Origin of the sequence: Paenibacillus fonticola DSM 21315 (genome assembly GCF_000381905.1) — a bacterium.
In the GTDB taxonomy this organism is placed as follows: Bacteria; Bacillota; Bacilli; order Paenibacillales; family Paenibacillaceae; genus Fontibacillus; species Fontibacillus fonticola.
Genome location: NZ_KB907284.1, coordinates 31,974 through 49,140 on the forward strand (window position 1 = coordinate 31,974; position 17,167 = coordinate 49,140).

General features: G+C 50.3%; 17 protein-coding genes and 1 pseudogene. 17 read left to right on the forward strand and 1 reads right to left on the reverse strand.

The features are described from left to right. Positions 1–59 precede the first annotated feature (59 nt). A complete protein-coding gene (locus G358_RS0127005; RefSeq protein WP_026342497.1) occupies positions 60–929 on the reverse strand; it encodes a YitT family protein in 870 nt (289 codons plus the stop codon). Positions 930–1,127: 198 nt separating this feature from the next. Here G358_RS0127005 and G358_RS0127010 point away from each other — a divergent pair, with 198 nt between their 5' ends. The 17 genes and pseudogenes from G358_RS0127010 to G358_RS34135 all read left to right on the forward strand — a co-directional run. Next, positions 1,128–1,436, forward strand: a complete 309-nt coding sequence (locus G358_RS0127010; protein WP_033404613.1) for a nucleotide pyrophosphohydrolase — start codon at positions 1,128–1,130, stop codon at positions 1,434–1,436. A gap of 53 nt (positions 1,437–1,489) precedes the next feature. After that, complete coding sequence (locus G358_RS0127015; RefSeq protein ID WP_019640392.1) at positions 1,490–2,020, forward strand: tetratricopeptide repeat protein; 531 nt, start codon at positions 1,490–1,492, stop codon at positions 2,018–2,020. A gap of 20 nt (positions 2,021–2,040) precedes the next feature. Then, entirely contained in the window at positions 2,041–2,844 is an 804-nt protein-coding gene (dapB, locus tag G358_RS0127020; RefSeq protein ID WP_026342498.1) for a 4-hydroxy-tetrahydrodipicolinate reductase, read from the forward strand. Positions 2,845–2,906: 62 nt separating this feature from the next. Then, positions 2,907–3,329 carry a methylglyoxal synthase gene (locus tag G358_RS0127025; RefSeq protein ID WP_019640394.1) on the forward strand — a complete coding sequence of 141 codons (423 nt, stop codon included), beginning with the start codon at positions 2,907–2,909 and terminating at the stop codon, positions 3,327–3,329. After that, complete coding sequence (gene bshB1, locus G358_RS0127030) at positions 3,326–4,036, forward strand: bacillithiol biosynthesis deacetylase BshB1 (RefSeq protein WP_019640395.1); 711 nt, start codon at positions 3,326–3,328, stop codon at positions 4,034–4,036. Before G358_RS0127025 ends, bshB1 begins: the two co-directional genes overlap by 4 nt. A gap of 44 nt (positions 4,037–4,080) precedes the next feature. Then, positions 4,081–5,241 (forward strand): N-acetyl-alpha-D-glucosaminyl L-malate synthase BshA, encoded by a 1,161-nt coding sequence (gene bshA / locus G358_RS0127035; RefSeq protein ID WP_019640396.1) that lies wholly within the window; start codon positions 4,081–4,083, stop codon positions 5,239–5,241. Between the two features lie 214 nt (positions 5,242–5,455). Then, positions 5,456–6,781: a CCA tRNA nucleotidyltransferase gene (locus G358_RS0127040; protein WP_019640397.1), complete on the forward strand. Its 1,326-nt coding sequence runs from the start codon at positions 5,456–5,458 to the stop codon at positions 6,779–6,781. After that, complete coding sequence (locus tag G358_RS0127045; protein ID WP_019640398.1) at positions 6,771–7,757, forward strand: biotin--[acetyl-CoA-carboxylase] ligase; 987 nt, start codon at positions 6,771–6,773, stop codon at positions 7,755–7,757. The genes G358_RS0127040 and G358_RS0127045 overlap by 11 nt, the downstream gene beginning before the upstream one ends. Before the next feature lie 285 nt (positions 7,758–8,042). Beyond that, on the forward strand, positions 8,043–8,912 hold the full coding sequence (gene panB, locus G358_RS0127050; protein ID WP_019640400.1) for a 3-methyl-2-oxobutanoate hydroxymethyltransferase: 870 nt from the start codon (positions 8,043–8,045) through the stop codon (positions 8,910–8,912). Then, the gene (gene panC, locus G358_RS0127055; protein WP_019640401.1) at positions 8,909–9,802 is read left to right on the forward strand and encodes a pantoate--beta-alanine ligase; all 894 of its coding nucleotides are present in this window, start codon (positions 8,909–8,911) and stop codon (positions 9,800–9,802) included. The genes panB and panC overlap by 4 nt, the downstream gene beginning before the upstream one ends. Positions 9,803–9,804: 2 nt before the next feature. Next, positions 9,805–10,188 carry an aspartate 1-decarboxylase gene (gene panD, locus G358_RS0127060; protein WP_019640402.1) on the forward strand — a complete coding sequence of 128 codons (384 nt, stop codon included), beginning with the start codon at positions 9,805–9,807 and terminating at the stop codon, positions 10,186–10,188. Between the two features lie 141 nt (positions 10,189–10,329). Beyond that, a complete protein-coding gene (locus tag G358_RS0127065) occupies positions 10,330–10,959 on the forward strand; it encodes a tetratricopeptide repeat protein (protein WP_026342500.1) in 630 nt (209 codons plus the stop codon). A gap of 216 nt (positions 10,960–11,175) precedes the next feature. Beyond that, positions 11,176–14,058 (forward strand): ATP-dependent DNA helicase DinG, encoded by a 2,883-nt coding sequence (gene dinG / locus G358_RS0127070; RefSeq protein WP_019640404.1) that lies wholly within the window; start codon positions 11,176–11,178, stop codon positions 14,056–14,058. A gap of 40 nt (positions 14,059–14,098) precedes the next feature. After that, positions 14,099–14,749: a redox-sensing transcriptional repressor Rex gene (locus G358_RS0127075; RefSeq protein WP_019640405.1), complete on the forward strand. Its 651-nt coding sequence runs from the start codon at positions 14,099–14,101 to the stop codon at positions 14,747–14,749. Beyond that, positions 14,739–16,040 (forward strand): amidohydrolase, encoded by a 1,302-nt coding sequence (locus G358_RS0127080; RefSeq protein WP_019640406.1) that lies wholly within the window; start codon positions 14,739–14,741, stop codon positions 16,038–16,040. The genes G358_RS0127075 and G358_RS0127080 overlap by 11 nt, the downstream gene beginning before the upstream one ends. 59 nt (positions 16,041–16,099) lie before the next feature. Then, on the forward strand, positions 16,100–16,585 hold the full coding sequence (locus G358_RS0127085; protein ID WP_019640407.1) for a cell wall elongation regulator TseB-like domain-containing protein: 486 nt from the start codon (positions 16,100–16,102) through the stop codon (positions 16,583–16,585). A 109-nt stretch (positions 16,586–16,694) separates the two neighbouring features. Beyond that, positions 16,695–16,878 (forward strand): annotated as a pseudogene (locus G358_RS34135) (IS200/IS605 family transposase); the annotation flags it as partial. Positions 16,879–17,167 lie beyond the last annotated feature (289 nt).

Sequence of the window (17,167 nt, forward strand, 5' to 3'; positions counted from 1 at the left end):
ACTGCGTATATTTATTATCATTATTGTTATTCACATAGCCCTGCTCCCCCGGAGCGGGGCTAATCCTCTTTAAAGCCCTCTCCATGTACATCATGGACATCGCTGATTATGATAAAGGCCCGGGGGTCAACAGATCTGGCGATCCCGCGCAAGCGCCGGATCTCCTGCCTCGAAACAACGCAATATGCCACATGCTTGGATTGCTTGGAATAAGCACCGATTGCTGGAATCAAGGTTACCCCGCGATCCATCTCCTTCGTAATAATTTCCGCAATTTCAGGAGCAAAGTCGCTGATAATCGTAAATGCTCTGGCCGAATAGGCGCCTTCCTGAATGAAGTCGATGACCTTGGAAGCGATAAACACCGCAACCAGGGTATATAAAATATTTTCCTCCCGAATATAGAACAGAGAAAGACCAATAATGATAATATCGAGGCTTAATATAACCTGTCCCATGCTCCAGCCATATTTACGGCCAAGTATTCGCGCGATGATATCCGATCCTCCGGTCGTGCCCCCGAAACGGAATACAATGCCGAGACCTGCTCCCAGCGTAACGCCGGCATAGAGGGAGGCCAGTATGTAGTCATGCTGCGTCGTAAATGGATTGATCCAACCGGTCCGGATCAAATTTTCGAACAGCCATAGAAAGAAAGATAATGAAGCGATGCCCAGGCCTGTATATACAATCGAACGGTTTCCGAGGATTTTCCAGCCAAGCAGGAACAGCGGTATGTTCAAGACCAGGTTGGATATGGACGGAGAGATGCCTAATGCATAGTTGAGGAGGATAGTTATTCCTGTAACCCCCCCTTCCATTAGTTGATTCGGAATAATGAAATAGAGCAAACCAAAAGCGTAAATCGCCGTTCCCAGCATAATCGGCAGTATCGTTTTCACATAACCCGAAAGTTTGTTTATTTTCATCATAGATCCCTCGCCTGTTATCGAATAAGTAACCCAGTCGCTTTTATAGTTATCATTTTTCATTCAATCTATATAGTATACCTTTTTGTGCAGCGATAAAAAATGATTTGTTTTCAAAACGTCTTTACGTTAACATAGGGTTAAAACCTGAGTAAAGACGGGGAGGCACAGGCTTTGAAGGAGAAATCACTTTCGCAAATGCAGCGGGAAGTGGACGAGTACATATCGCAGTTTAAGGAAGGCTACTTCAGCCCGCTCAGTATGCTTGCCCGGATGAGTGAGGAAGTCGGCGAACTTGCCCGGGAAGTAAACCACCGGTTTGGAGAGAAGCCGAAAAAGCCGGAGGAAGCTGATAATTCTATTGAACTGGAGCTAGGCGATATATTGTTCATTACGATTTGCTTTGCCAATTCACTGGGCATTGATTTAACGGAAGCCCATAATAAGGTTATGCATAAATTTAATACCCGCGATGCTGATCGCTGGACTAAGAAGAACACCGATTAGCAAGCAGTATCATATGCTGTAGTAATATTTACCCACAGCTGGGGGGACGGCATATGCAGGGGGAACAACAGCTGAAGCGAGCTTTTCGAAGCATTTTGGATAATGATTTTGAAGGGGCGATTCACTGGTTTGAACAGGCTTTAGCCGAGGGACCTGACAATGCAGACATTCATTTTCGTCTGTCTATTACTTGCGCTCGAAGCGGCCGCCTGGGGCAAGCGATTCATCATGCCCGTCTGGCGGCAACGCTTGAGCCTGCGCATGGGGAATATAAATCTCATTATGACCGGCTGCAGTCCAGAGAGTTTACATTGATGGCCAAGAAGCAGCTTGAACAACCCGAAATGAACAGCGGGTTAGCCAAGTCCGCGGTGGTCTTGTTGGAACGGGCGGTTCACCTTGATCCGTTATCCGTATTTGCCCAGTTATGGCTTGCGATTGCTTACGGTGAATTACAGCAATATTCACGCGCCCTGCAGGCGGTTCAGGAGGCTTCCTTGCTTCCGCAGGACGACGTTATCGCGCAGCATCTATTAAAATTGGAACAACGATTCAAGTCTAAGATCAATCAATCATCATCCTAGGAAATGTGAGGTTAATGACAATGACAGAACAAATAAGAGTAGCTGTTGCTGGAGCAGGCGGCAGAATGGGTAAAGAAGTAGTAAAGATGGTTCTCGAGGATCCCCAATTGCGCCTTGTAGCAGCCGTTAATTTATCCGATGAAGGGATGGATGCCGGGACGCTCGTCGGTCTTCCAGCTTGCGGCGTAACACTTAGCAATGATTTGGAATTGGCTTTAGTGGAGGGCAAGCCTCAGGTGCTGGTCGATTTCACGACGCCGCAATCCGCATATTCCAACACTGTGGTAGCCATTAAGCAGGGAGTCCGTCCGGTGATTGGGACGACAGGCTTCACTCCGGAACAAATCGAGGATTTGGACAAGCAGTGCCAGGAGAGAGGAATCGGCGGATTGATTGCGCCAAACTTCTCCATCGGGGCTATCCTCATGATGAAATTCGCCGCACAGGCAGCCAAGTATTTTCCTCATCTCGAAATTATTGAATATCATGGCGATCAGAAGCTTGATGCCCCGTCAGGAACAGCGGTGAAGACAGCAGAATTAATCGCTATGAACCGCGAGGAGCTGCGGCAGGGCAATCCGCTTGAAGAAGAGACAATTGATGGATCGAGAGGCGGATATTATAACGGATTCCGGATTCACAGCGTGCGTCTTCCAGGTATATTTGCCCAGCAGGAGGTCATTTTTGGCGGGTTCGGGCAGACGCTGAAAATTCGCCATGATTCATATGAGCGTGCCGGCTACATGCCAGGAGTCAATCTGGCGATTAAGAAAGTAATGGAATATGAAGGCTTAATTTATGGTTTCGAGCATTTTGTAGATTAATTATATATAAGGTTTGTTCAAAAGCATCCAATTGTAACAAGCACGATAAGGAGATAGGGACCATGATAAATATCGCATTTATTGCTCACGATCGTAAAAAAGAAGATATCGTTAATTTGGCAATCGCTTATGAGCATGTATTTAAGGACAAAAAACTGTATTCCACCGGAACGACAGGCATGCGCATTATGGAGAGCACAGAATTGAAAATTCACCGTTTTCTTTCGGGGCCTTTAGGCGGAGATCAGCAAATCGGTTCACTTATCGCTCAAAACGAAATGGATCTCGTTATTTTTTTGCGCGATCCTCTGATGGCCCAGCCCCATGAGCCTGACATTACGGCACTGCTTCGCCTTTGTGACGTACATGGGATCCCTGTAGCAACGAATATGGCCAGCGCCGAGATTTTAATCCGCGCCCTTGACCGTGGGGATTTTGCCTGGCGCGAGCTTGTGGAACAGAACAAACCGGGTTTAACGCAATGAGCAAGCTTGACATACTGATTATTGGGGCCCATGCAGACGATGCGGAGATTGGGATGTCCGGCACAATTGCCAAGCAGGTGGCTGCCGGACATAAGGTGGGCATCGTTGATCTGACTGAGGCCGAGCTGTCATCTAACGGCAATGTGAAGCTCCGGAAAGAAGAAGCGGCTGCCGCTTCCTCGGTGCTTGGGCTGTCGCACCGGAGCAATCTCGGATTGCCTGACCGGGGACTGCAAGCAACTTCCGGCAACATCGCTGCTGTAACCGAAGTGATCCGGCTGCATGCGCCGAACATTGTGTTTGCTCCATATTGGGAGGATCGGCATCCGGATCATGTCGCGGCAAGCAAGCTTGTGGAAGAAGCCGTGTTTAATGCCAAGCTGCGCAGGTATATGCCGGATACGCCGTCCGTGCCGGCTCCCGAGCTATACTTTTATTTCATTAACGATTGGCGTACGCCAGATCTGTTAGTTGATGTCACGGAATTTTATGCGATTAAAGAACAGACGTTACTCTGTTATCGCTCTCAATTTGGACAGGCTGCACCAGGTGAAGACATTGCTCCGACGCCGTTGAATCAAGGTTATATCGAGCGGGTGAAAGCAAGGGATGCCTTGCTTGGGCAGCGAAAGCTCATTCCTTATGCCGAAGGCTTTGCAGTCAAGTCACCGTATTTGGTAGAACTATTCGGGTCCGCCAGCTCATAAGTTCAAATTGAAAGGTACTCAACAATGAAGGAGGCCCCAACTATATGGACCCATTTTTAAAAATAGGCATTACCTGTTATCCGTCGCTAGGCGGGTCTGGGGTTGTGGCTACCGAGCTGGGCAAGCTGTTGGCTGAGAAAGGCCATGAAGTGCATTTTATTTCGCACAGTGTCCCCTTTCGCCTCGGCAGTTACCATAAGAACATTTTTTATCATGAGGTGGAAGTCAGCGACTATTATGTATTCCGCTATCCGCCTTATGATTTGTCTTTAGCGACGAAGATGGCACAGGTTGCAAAACAGCAAGACTTGGATGTTTTGCATGTGCATTATGCGGTCCCTCACGCAGTTTGCGCTTTTTTGGCGAAGCAGATGGTGGGAGATAAGCTGAAAGTAGTCACTACGCTGCATGGAACGGACATCACAGTCCTTGCCCAGGATGAGTCGCTGAAAGACTTGATTCGGCTTGCGATCAATGAAAGTGATGCCGTAACTTCAGTTTCGCGTGATTTGATGAGAGAAACCCGGGAAGTACTCGATATTACGCGAGATATTGAGCTAACCTATAATTTTGTAGATGAGCGGGTCTATTACCCTCGTGATACGAAATCATGCCGCAGTGAATTTGCCGCACCGGGGGAGAAGGTGCTGATGCACATTTCCAACTTCCGCCCTGTAAAGCGGGTTGGCGATGTCGTCGATATTTTTAAAATGGTGAATAAGGAAATTCCATCCCAGCTGTTGTTCGTTGGTGAAGGTCCGGATCTTCCTAAAATTCAATCGAAAGTGAAAGAATTAGGCATTGCCGACCGCGTTCACTTCCTAGGCAAACAAGATGATATAGCCCATGTTATTTCCATGGCGGATATTTTGCTGCTTCCTTCCGAGAAAGAAAGCTTCGGCCTCGTAGCCCTGGAAGCGATGGCCTGCGGCATACCTACGGTCGGATCGATCGCCGGAGGGATTCCCGAGCTGGTGGCTCAAGGAGAGACCGGCTTCCTGGCTCCGATCGGCAATACGCGGCAAATGGCAGATGACACGCTGGCTATTCTTAAAGATGAGCAGCTGGCGCAAAACATGAAGAAAGCATGTATCGCCCGGGCTAAAGGAGAGTTCAGCAGTGAGCTGATAACTACGCAGTATGAGAGCATTTATTACAAGGTGCTTGGGAGAAAAGTGCCGGCATTAAAGCCGCTTTGCGGATAAAGACCGCTGCGGACGCTGGCTATGCTGTCATGCCCGTTGACCACCGTCATGTGACGCCGACCACCGCCCGCTGGGTGCTTCGCGTGGTGCAACTGATTGGTGATTCGACGATTGCATTGTGCAAGTCAGCGCGGAGCCGGCGCAGGCTACCCTCATACAGCGCAGCATCGCGCGCTGGGGTAAAGAAGAGAGGTCTTCTCGGAGGTTGTGAACGATGAATGAATGGAAGCAAGTAGACCCCCTGATGCTGCATCAGGGGGAAAAGGTGCTTAAAGCATTGCTGGAGTCGGGGCACAGCGCCTATTTCGTCGGAGGCTGCGTGCGGGATGAGCTGATGGGGCGTCCGGTTCATGATATGGATATCGCTACTTCCGCAAAGCCGGAAGCGGTGATGGAATTGTTTGAGCGTACGATCCCGACAGGATTACAGCATGGAACGGTAACGGTGCTGATGGAGGATATTCCTTTTGAAGTGACAACCTTCCGCAGAGAATCGCAATATGAGGATCACAGGCGTCCAGCCGCTGTCGAATTTGTGGACGGGATTATCGAGGACTTGCAGCGGCGGGATTTTACGATGAATGCGATAGCGCGCAGCTTGGACGGGCGATTGACCGACCCTTTTCACGGGGAGGCGGATATTCGCGGCGGCGTTGTTCGCTGCGTTGGCAAGGCTGAGGAGCGTTTTGAGGAGGATGCTCTGCGGATGGTCCGGGCGGTCCGCTTTGCGTCGGTATTTGGCTTTCGGCCGGTGAAAAGTTTGTGGAGGGCGTTAATTAAAGGAAGAGACAAGCTGTCATTCGTCGCGATGGAGCGGATCCGGGCTGAGCTGGAGCGGGTGGTGCTAGGGCCCGATCCGCTGCGGGGCATGGAACTGCTGCGCAGAAGCCAGCTGCTGCATTATGCCAAGGTTCCGTTGAACGAGGCAAACACTGCTCCAAAGCAGAGGCTGGAACGGCTAGCGGTGCTCCCTCATTTGGCAGCTGAGCCCGGGGAGCTGCGCTGGTCTATGCTGCTGCAAGGACTGGGTGTTTCAGGAGGCGAGGCGGCGGCCAAAATGAAGCAATGGACATTTCCCAATCATATGGCCCAGGCAGCAGCCCGAATCATTTTGTTTGACGAAGCCTGGTGTGAAGCAAGAGGTGCCTCCTCTAAAACGGGGACGGACCGGCTGCGCCAAAGCTGGATCGAGCTGCAAATTTTGTTCGGCAAAACGACGGCAGAGCTGTGGCTGCGCCGGCAGCATCAATGGCTGGCTTCCCAGCATGGGGACCGGAGTGCGGATTTGCCTCGTCTGCAAGAGCTGGGACGGGAGTTGGAGCAGGAGCAGAAGTGGTTCCTTGAAGTACCTGTTCAACATTTGCAGGATTTGGCTATCCGGGGCAACGATGTGCTGGTTGTGTCTGAGAAGAAGGGCGGGCCTTGGCTCGGCGAGCTGATGAAACACATACTGCTGCTCGTTGCCAATCAAGAGCTGCCCAATGAAAAGGAGCCCTTGCTCGAATATGTGAAAGCTGTGGTGAAACATAATGAGTCATAGTCGTTTGCTGGATATGCTTCTGTCCCGTCCGGGAGAATTTATTTCCGGAGAAGAAATAAGCCGGAAATTGTCGATTAGCCGTACAGCGGTATGGAAACAAATAAATAAACTGCGCGAGGAAGGCTATGAATTTGAGGCGGTATCGCGCAAAGGCTACCGTCTTGTCAGCAAGCCTGAGCGGCTGGAATACAGCGCTTTGCTTCATGCATTGGATACGGCATCTTTCGGGCAGACGGTGAAGTTGCTGGAAGTGACGACCTCGACACAGGAAGAGGTCCGCCTGCTTGCTGAGCAGGGAGCGGCGGAGGGGACGCTTGTTATTGCCGAGGAACAGACGATCGGCCGCGGCCGGCAGGGGCGAAAATGGCATTCGCCGCCAGGCAAGGGAATATGGATGAGTTTGCTGCTCCGCCCGAAGCTGCCGTTATCAGCAGCGCCCCAGCTTACCTTGTTGACGGCTGTCGCCGTATGCCGGGCCGTGCGGGCCGTAACGGGAGTTAACGCAGGAATTAAATGGCCTAACGACTTGCTTGTCGATGGCCGCAAAGTATGCGGGATTTTGCTTGAATCGGTCGGCGAGGATGAAATGATCCGTTATTGTATTGCTGGAATTGGCATTGACGTTAACCTGGAAGAGGAGGATCTCCCTTCCGAATTAGTGCCGATTGCGACCTCACTAAAAATGGAAAGCGGGAAAAAGGCCGATCGGGCCGTGCTGATCGGTGCGGTTATGAAGGAAATGGAGAAGCTTTACGAACTGTATATGGAAGAGGGCTTTTCCCCTATCGGGCATTTATGGGAAGCACAGTCGATAACGACTGGACGGTTTATTACCGTAAAGACCGCTCAAGGGGAAATCAGCGGCCGGGCAATTGGCCTGGATGCAACGGGCGGACTCCTTCTCATCGGGGTGGATAACCAGCCCACCACAATTTTCTCTGGTGAAGTGCAGTTTGACGGGTGTAATTCGCAATAAATTTTGTTATACTGTCCACATGAGGCGGCATCATCGCTTGAGCTGCACTCATGGGGACTTATCATCTTGTATTACAGAATAGCTGTATTGGCCGATTTTGTCGGCTACGTTGGATTCTGCTCTGAGCCGGGAAGGACCGAGACAGAAGGGACGAACGAAAGAAAGCAATTCTTCTTTGGATTCGGACCTTTTTAGCGCTTCGACGATAAAAGGTTTTTTTGTCGTTCAGGCAAAATGTTCGGTTACATCCTTCTGCAGGAATGTAAACCAAAGGAGATGAAGGTAATGACGTCCAAACATGCGTTAAACATCGTTAAAATGAAAAAAATGAAACAGGATAACATCCCGATCACGATGATCACCGCCTATGATTATCCTTCTGCTAGTCTGGCGGAGGAGGCAGGGATCGATATCATTCTTGTCGGAGATTCTCTTGGCAATGTGGTGTTGGGCTATGACACGACGATACCGGTTACGGTGGATGACATGGTTTACCACTCCCGGGCTGTAGCCCGCGGGGCAGGGCATACTTTTATCGTAACGGACCTGCCGTTCATGACTTATCATGGCAGCGCCGATGAGACGCTTCGCCAGGTGAGGAGAATAATGCAGGAGGGCCATGCCCATGCAGTAAAACTGGAGGGTGGCGCCGAAATTGCTTCTACGGTCCAAACGATCGTCCAGGCGGGAGTGCCTGTTCTCGGTCATATCGGTTTGACACCACAATCCGTTAACCAAATCGGCGGATACCGCATTCAGGGCAAGGATGAGCACGATGCGCGGCGGCTGCTGGAGGATGCCAAAGCACTAGAGCAGGCGGGGGCATTCGCCATAGTTCTTGAACTGGTGACCGAAGAGGCAGCGGCGGCGATTTCAAGGGAGCTTACGATCCCGACGATCGGCATTGGTGCAGGCCGGGGCTGTGACGGACAAGTGCTTGTCTTCCATGACGTGCTGAAATACACATCGGAATACCGTGAGAAAAAATTTGTGAAAACTTATGCCGATCTCGGAGAACAAATCCGCAGCGGCATTTCAACATATGTGCAAGAAGTGAAGACGCGGGCCTTTCCTGCGGAGCAGCATGTTTTTACAGCGGATGAGAAGCTGCTTGGCAGCTTGTATGGAAAAGGGAAGGTGGATTCGCAGTCATGATCGTTTTTACGGAAATCGCTGCTTTAAAGGCTCATTTACGGACCGAGCGGTTCGCTGCAGCTCATGAGGGGAAAGTGCTGCAGGTCGGATTTGTGCCGACGATGGGGTATTTGCATGAGGGGCATGCCAGTCTGCTGCGGTATGCCCGAAAAAATAATGATTTGGTTGTGCTGAGCATTTTCGTCAATCCGATTCAGTTCGGGCCGAATGAAGATTTTGACCGTTATCCGCGCGATCCCGATAAAGATAAGCACCTTGCTGAACGGGAAGGCGTCGATGTCATATTTCTGCCGAGCGTCGAGGAAATGTACCCGCAGCCAACGAAGACGATCGTGCGGGTGGAGGAACTGACGGAGCGGCTCTGCGGCGCGGCGCGTCCAGGCCATTTTGATGGCGTGACGACAGTCGTAAGCAAATTGCTGCACATCGTTTCGCCCAATCGCGCTTATTTCGGTCAGAAGGATGCCCAGCAGGCCGCAGTTGTGGCCCAAATGGTTAACGACCTTAATATGGACGTAGAAATTGTTCCCTGCCCTATTGTAAGGGAAGAGGACGGCCTCGCTCTAAGTTCGCGCAACGTTTACCTTGAGCCCGAGCAGCGGCAGGCTGCGCTGGTATTGTCCCGTTCATTGCGCGATGCGGAGCAGACGGTTCGTGAGAACGATCAGATAACAGCGGGGGAAATATTCCGGCAAATTACGCGTTCCATTGCGTTAGAGCCTGCGGCTCAAATTGATTATGTGGAAATTAGTTATTTCCCATCATTAATAGCTTTGCCCGACTCGATGAGCGTAAAAGATGCCGAAGGCGACATATTAATCGCAGTTGCGGTCAAGTTCGGTGCAACACGATTGATCGACAATATTATTTTAGCGAAGGAGGTCAGCTGACCATGCTTAGAACGATGATGAAATCCAAAATCCACCGGGCCACTGTGACGGAGGCCAATTTAAATTATATAGGCAGCATTACGATCGATGAGAATTTAATGGAAACAGCGGATTTGCTTGAAAATGAGCAGGTGCAAATTGTGAACAACAACAATGGTGCCCGCCTTGAAACGTATGTGATCCCGGGTCCGCGCGGCAGCGGAGTCATATGCCTGAACGGAGCGGCAGCGCGGCTCGTTCAGCCGGGAGACAACGTCATCATTATTTCTTATGCGCAATTGTCTCCAGAAGAGCTGAGAAGCCACAAGCCGACCGTCGTGTTCGTTGATGAGCATAATCGGCCTGTAGAGACGATGCATGAGGAAGTTCACGCAACGATCCGATAATAAGGCTCCTCGCATTATAATCCAGCAAGATGCTTTGGTTATGCAATTAATGCCTGCGGGAATGAAAAGGCCGTCCGGAACAAAAAATGAACGTAAGGCCTCGCACTGATTTCATTTTCGTTAAAGGGTGGGTTGCGGATGATGTTTCAACATGTATTTGCGGAAATGAATGAGATGTTGGATGAGATTACCCGGCATTACCCGATCGCCCAAGGCGCTCACAAGCATGAGCTTACGCAGAAATGGCATCTTCTGCGGCATATGAGCGATAGCATTATTGAGGAATGGCTGAATTTTGAGGAGAAAATGGGTGCGCTGCGACAAAAGGGATTTTGTCTCGAAGAGAAGCTGGATCTCGATTATCCGGAAATGAACGCCGAAGCATTTGTAAAGGGGCAAGGCTACTATAAGCTTCTGATGTTCCAGCAATCGATGGCACAGTTTATGGACGTTCTGGAGCAATATCCTGACAGCGTGATTGGCCGCACTTATTTGGCGATGTGTTATCTTCATATGGAAGAAAGTGAAGAGGCTGTTCATTATTTCGAAGAAGTGCTCCGAGTTGCTGCCAATAAAAGGCTGCGCTCCATCATTTACAATGCGCTCGGCTGCATTGAGGCCAAACGAGGCGCCCGCAGTAAAGCAAGGGAATATTTCACTTTGGCTTACCATAGCGATCCCACCTTGCCGGAGCCATTAGCAAATTGGGAAGCCTGTCTGCACAGTACAGGAAAGCTTCAATATGGCAACCAGCTTACATTTTTGCTGTAGGCGGAAGCCCAGGCCATAAGAAGCGAGGCGCGACCCGCCTTGGGAGCGCATCGCTTCTTTTTGTGTTTATCTGTATTAATTTTCAAATCGGCCATCTTCTGTTATGCTGTTAAGAGATTGTTCAATAAGTTACGTGTCAGGGCCGCAGCATCAGCCTTTGACTTCTGAACGTTTTTGTAAGAAAGAGACTGGAACGAAAGGGACCATTGATCACAAATGAAATATGCTGTACTTGACTTTGAAACAACAGGTAACCAGTCCACTGATGAAATCATTCAAGTAGGACTTGCCATAATAGATCATGATTTGACCATTTCCCAGGTGTACCATTCCTTTGTTAAGCCGACGATTCCGATCCCTCCATTTATTACAGGGCTAACGGGAATTTCCGAGGAGGATGTGCAGGAAGCGCCTGATCTGGATGAAGTGATGATGGAAATGGTTCCGCTCCTGAACGATGTGGTGCTCGTTGGCCACAACGTAGCTTTCGATTTCAATTATTTGCAGAGCGCACTCGATAAGACGGGATATCTTCCTTTTACAGGACGTATTTTGGATACGATGGATTTTCTGAAAATATTGTACCCATCTCTTAGCTCTTATCAGCTGGGACTTGTTGCCATTGAGTTTGACGTGGAGCATGACCGTCCTCATCAGGCAGACAGCGATGCGCTTGCAACCGCCCATGTGTTCTTGAAATGCCTGGAGGAGCTGACTGGCCTTCCGCTTTTGACTTTGCAGCGGCTAGCCGACTTGTTTGCGGGAGAGGACAGCGATTTGAGCTGGTTTTTCGATGCTGCCCTGCAGGAAAGAGAGCGGGAGAGCGAGCAGGACACCGACGGATTTACTTACTATCGTCAGTATGCTCTGCAGGTGGAAGACTGGATGGATATCGTGCCCGCGAGGGATACTATGTACGACAATCCGCTTGAAAATGTGACGTTTGGGCAGTTTTTGGAGCAGGTGAGGGAGCGGCTCCGGAGCAAGCTGCCTCAATATGAGGAACGGGAAGCGCAAAATATGATGCTGGAAGAAGTCATGCGCGCATTCGATGAAGATAAGCATTTGCTGGTGGAGGCTGGTACGGGAACCGGCAAATCACTTGGATACTTGCTGCCGGCCATTTATCATGGCGTGAAGCATGACGAGAAGGTTATGGTCAGCACGCATACGATTAATTTGCAGGAGCAGCTTCGCGAGCGCGATGTGCCTCTCCTGACAGAGGCCGTGCCGTTTCCTTTTCGCGCGGCAGTATTTAAAGGAAGGCAGCATTATTTGTGTCTGCGCAAATTTGAACATAAAATAAGTAGAAGAGATTTTGCTTCACCTAAGGAAGAGATAATGATTGCTGCGCAAATGATTGTGTGGCTGACTCAAACCGTGACCGGCGATGATGAGGAACTGAACCTCGGAAATCGCGGCGGAGACTTCTGGGAGACGGTGGCCAGCGACTCCGATTCGTGCCTTGGACGCTCCTGTCCTTGGTTCCGTAAATGTTATTACCATAGGGCCAAGCATGAGGCCGGCGTGGCGGATGTCGTGATTACGAACCATTCGAAGCTGTTCACTGATATTCAGGCAGGGCATCAGCTCCTTCCGGGTTATGAGCGGCTCGTCATCGATGAAGCGCATCACCTGGAGGACGTTGCAGGCAAGCACCTTGGCTTGAATATGAAATATTTCACCGTGGTGCATACGCTAACCCGCTTGTTCAAGGATAGCAAAACGGGACAGCTTCCCAATCTTAGAGCTATGATGCAAAGTGCACAAAGCGAGAAGTCAGCCGATTGGTGCAGCACGATCGATGAAATTTATCCGGCTTTAGTGGATGTGAAGGAGCACTGGGATAAGCTGTGTGAGATGCTTTTTTCCCTTATGCCGGAACGCAGCGATGCTGCGCCTGGCGATCCCGGGCAGTTTGTCCTCCGCCTGCTTCCGCATAAGAAGCCTAAGGATTGGGATTCGCTTTCAGTAATGGAGAATCATATCTACGTATTGCTTGGCGAAGCGCTTCGCAAAGGGGAGCGCATGGTGAACGACATCCGGGACGAGCAGGAGGAGTTCGGGGCAGACAGTCTGCTGACGGATATCAGTGGACTGTTCAAGGATTTGGCTGCCGAACGTGAGGCGATCCGCGCCTTTATTAAGCTTGATGATGCTGAGACGGTCTATTGGATTGAAGGCAATGGCAATTATCGCAGCCGCTCATTGCAATTTTATGCAGTGCCGATCGACGTAAGTGAGCAGCTCAAAAATTATTTCTTCGATAAGAAGAAAAGTGTGGTGATGACTTCAGCGACGCTCTCGGTCGATAAATCATTCCAATACATGATCGACCAGCTTGGGCTGCAGGAGGCAGCGGCTGGCGACCGGCTGCTTACCTCGATGCTCCCTTCACCGTTTAATTACCGGGACCAGGCGCTATTGGTCCTCCCCCGCAACTTTCCGAGCGTCAAAGGCAGTGTTGGGGATGAACACTTTGTAAATACGCTCGTGCAATCCTTGGCGGATACCGCTATAGCGACCCGTGGCCGGATGCTCGTGCTGTTTACGTCCTACCGGATGCTGAGGCAGGTCTATGAGCCGCTGAAGGAGCAGTTATCCTCCGCGGGGATAACCGTCATCGGCCAAGGGATGGACAGCGGCAGCCGGACGAAGCTGACCCGCAGGTTCCAAGGTCAGGAAGCGTCCGTCCTGCTGGGTACGAGCAGCTTCTGGGAAGGGGTGGACATTCCGGGAGAAGCGCTGACGAGTCTGGCGATTGTCCGCTTGCCGTTTCAGCCGCCGAATCACCCGCTTGTAGAAGCGAAGGGCGAACGGCTGCAGAAGGAGAAGAAGAACCCGTTTATGAAATTGTCTGTACCGCAAGCGGTCATTCGCTTCAAACAGGGCTTTGGACGCCTGGTACGCTCTTCACAGGACCGCGGCATCGTCGTTGTCTATGACACACGCATCTTGGAATCTTACTACGGTAAATATTTTTTATATTCCTTGCCTGGGCCCAAAATCGAACATATGCCGACAGAGCAAATGGTACCGAGAATTTCGGAATGGCTCGATGTTCAGGCCGGCCGGGATGAGGAAGGAAAGACGGAATAACGGTTGTTCATATCGCGCTATTATAAGGGGAGAAAAGCTAATGAAATCAGAAAAAATTTCGGATGCGGTTGTACGCAGATTGCCAGTGTATTTGCGTTTCCTCAATGAGCTGAGCCTTCGCGAAGTACCGACGGTATCCTCTCAGGAGCTAGGTCAGAAGCTCGATCTTAATCCGGCTCAAATCCGCAAGGATTTGGCGTATTTTGGGGATTTCGGGCGGAAGGGGATCGGTTACGATGTATCTTATCTTATTGAGAAAATAAGACAGATTTTGAACTTGGATCAGCAGATTAACGTAGCGCTTGTCGGGGCCGGTAATTTAGGTCAGGCGCTGTCCAACTATAACGCTTATTTGAAGGACAACATGAAGATCGTGGCTGTGTTTGACGCAGCCCCGTCTAAAATCGGCACCAAAATCAACAACATTACCGTCCAGCCGATTGAAGAGCTCGTAGAAACGGTCCGGGCCCTGGGCATCCGGATCGGGATAATTACCGTTCCTGATTTTGAAGCCCAGCGTGTCGCTGATCAGCTGGTCGCCGCAGGCATTGGGGCGATTCTTAACTTTGCCCCTACTATTTTGAAAGTGCCTGCAGAGGTGAGAATCCATGCGGCGGATTTCACAACGGATTTGCTGAGCCTTGCTTATTACTTGGATAATGGAAAGGAAACCGTAGCAGATGAGTCGTAAATTGCTTATCACGAATGGAAGCTTTGCTGTCCTGGAGCAGGATAAATCCGTCATTAACGGATTTATGCTGGTCGAGGACGATCTTATTACTTATGTTGGCTCCGAGAAGCCAGAGGTTACAGACGACGTAACTATATTTGACGGAAGCGGCTTGTTATTTCTGCCGGGCCTGATCAATACGCATGGCCATGCGGCGATGTCGCTTCTGCGCGGATACGGCGACGATATGGTGCTCCAAAAGTGGCTGCAGGAAAAAATGTGGCCGATGGAAGCGAAGTTTACCGGCAGTGACGTATACTGGGGTACAGCGCTATCCGTTCTGGAAATGATCAAGGGCGGGACGACAACCTTTCTGGACATGTATGACCACATGGACGAGGTTGCCAAAGTGACGGAGCAATCTGGAATCCGCGGAGTGCTGATGCGGGGCGCGATCGGCTTATGTCCTGCCGATGTACAGAAGCAGAAGCTGGATGAAGCCGTTGCATTTGCTAGGACCTGGCATGGCAAGGCGGACGGACGGATTACGACGATGATTTCGCCGCATGCGCCTTATACTTGCCCGCCGGACTATATTGCGCAATTCGTACAGGCGGCGCATGATCTCGATTTGCCAATGCATACTCATATGTCCGAGACGAAGGCAGAGGTGGAGCAAAACGTTGCGGATTACGGCGTCAGGCCGGTAGAGCATTTGCTGAAACTCGGAATGTTCTCGCGTCCAACGCTGCTTGCTCATGGCGTGCATTTGACGGACGATGAGATCGAGGTGCTGGCGAACCATCAGGTGGCCATTTCACATAACCCGGGCAGCAACTTGAAGCTGGCCAGCGGCGTGGCAAGGGTGCCGGAATTGCTGAAAGCTGGCGTAACGGTTTCTTTAGGAACGGATGGCGCGGCTAGCAACAACAATCTCGATATGTTTGAAGAAATTCGTCTGGCGGCATTGATTCATAAAGGGGTATCGGGCGATCCTACGGCTGTACCTGCGATCGAAGCGCTGCGCATGGGCACGGAATACGGAGCCAAATCGTTGTTCCTGGAACATACGGGCAAGCTTGCCGCGGGGATGAAAGCGGACTTTATCGCTTTGAATACGGAGCAGGCTCATTTTGTGCCGCGAACGGATTATATATCCCATGTTGTATATTCAGCAGGGCCAAAAGATGTCGAGCACGTATGGGTAGACGGGAAGCAGGTTGTAAAGCACGGCGCCTGCCTTACTTTGGATGAGGAACGCATCCGTCATGAGGCGCAGGCCGCTTTTGAGGGGCTGCTGGCCAGATCGTAATTGTGCTAATCTGCTAGATACAAATAGAATGAATTTTTGCCTGGGAAAGGAAGAGAAGGTTGAAGAAGAGAACCAAATGGATTCTGCTTTCCATCCTCATTGTGCTGCTCCTGCTCTTCGGCCTTCATCGTTACTATGTATATATTCTGCAAGATACCTGGAGCGAGGAGAAAACGGCGATTCAGCAAGCTAAACAGCAATCTGGTATCGTTGAAGTGGTGAAAACCTGGAAATCGGTTTGGGATGATGTGTGCTGGGTCGTCCAAGGGAACAACGAAGCGGGAGAAGAATTGATCGTCTGGCTGCCGGCAAATGGAGAGGCGCATGAAGAGCTTCTGGCGAACGGAAAGTCGGAGAGTCAGATGCGAAGTATTATCAAGGAAACGCTGCCTGGCATTAAAATCGTAAGACTTGTACCGGCGATCCATGACCGCGAATATGTATGGGAGCTGTTTTACAAAGAGAAAGAGCACTACTACTATCAATTTTTCCGGTTTAGCGATGGGTCAGTTTTGCCTGACAAATTTACGATGCCGAACCGATAATGAACAAACCTCGCGTAGAGCGAGGTTTTTTATTTTTTAAGCTTTAGCCAGTTGAGTGCGTGAAACGCGCGAAACAAAGAAACGCCCCGCTATGCGGGTGGAGGATTCGTTAACGATCTTTGAGAAGCATGCGCAGTTGAAGTATAAATATGGAATCGAAAATTCTGGGCAGAAGGATATTATGTACAGTGGGCTTAAATGAAGCCGCTGTTGCGAAATACATTCGTGAACAAGAAGCACATGATCGAGCCATAGATAAGCTGAGTGTAAAAGAGTATGCAGATCCGTTCAGGAGCAACAAGAGCTGTTTTATGATTCTAGCTATGATGAACGATAAACAGACAGCCCTCCACATTGCTACATCTCGTAGGTTAAAATGGAAAGTGGAAAGACCAACCATTTCAGAGCTACATAGCAAAGGAGAGCTGATACTATGCAGTCTATCACAAAATTCGTCGGTTTAGATGTATCCAAAGAAAAAATTTCGGTGGCCATTGCGGATTCAACCGGGGAAGCCCCTCGCTATTACGGGAGCATTCCACATTCGGCGGCGGCACTTCGTAAACTCATCAAAGAACTGGG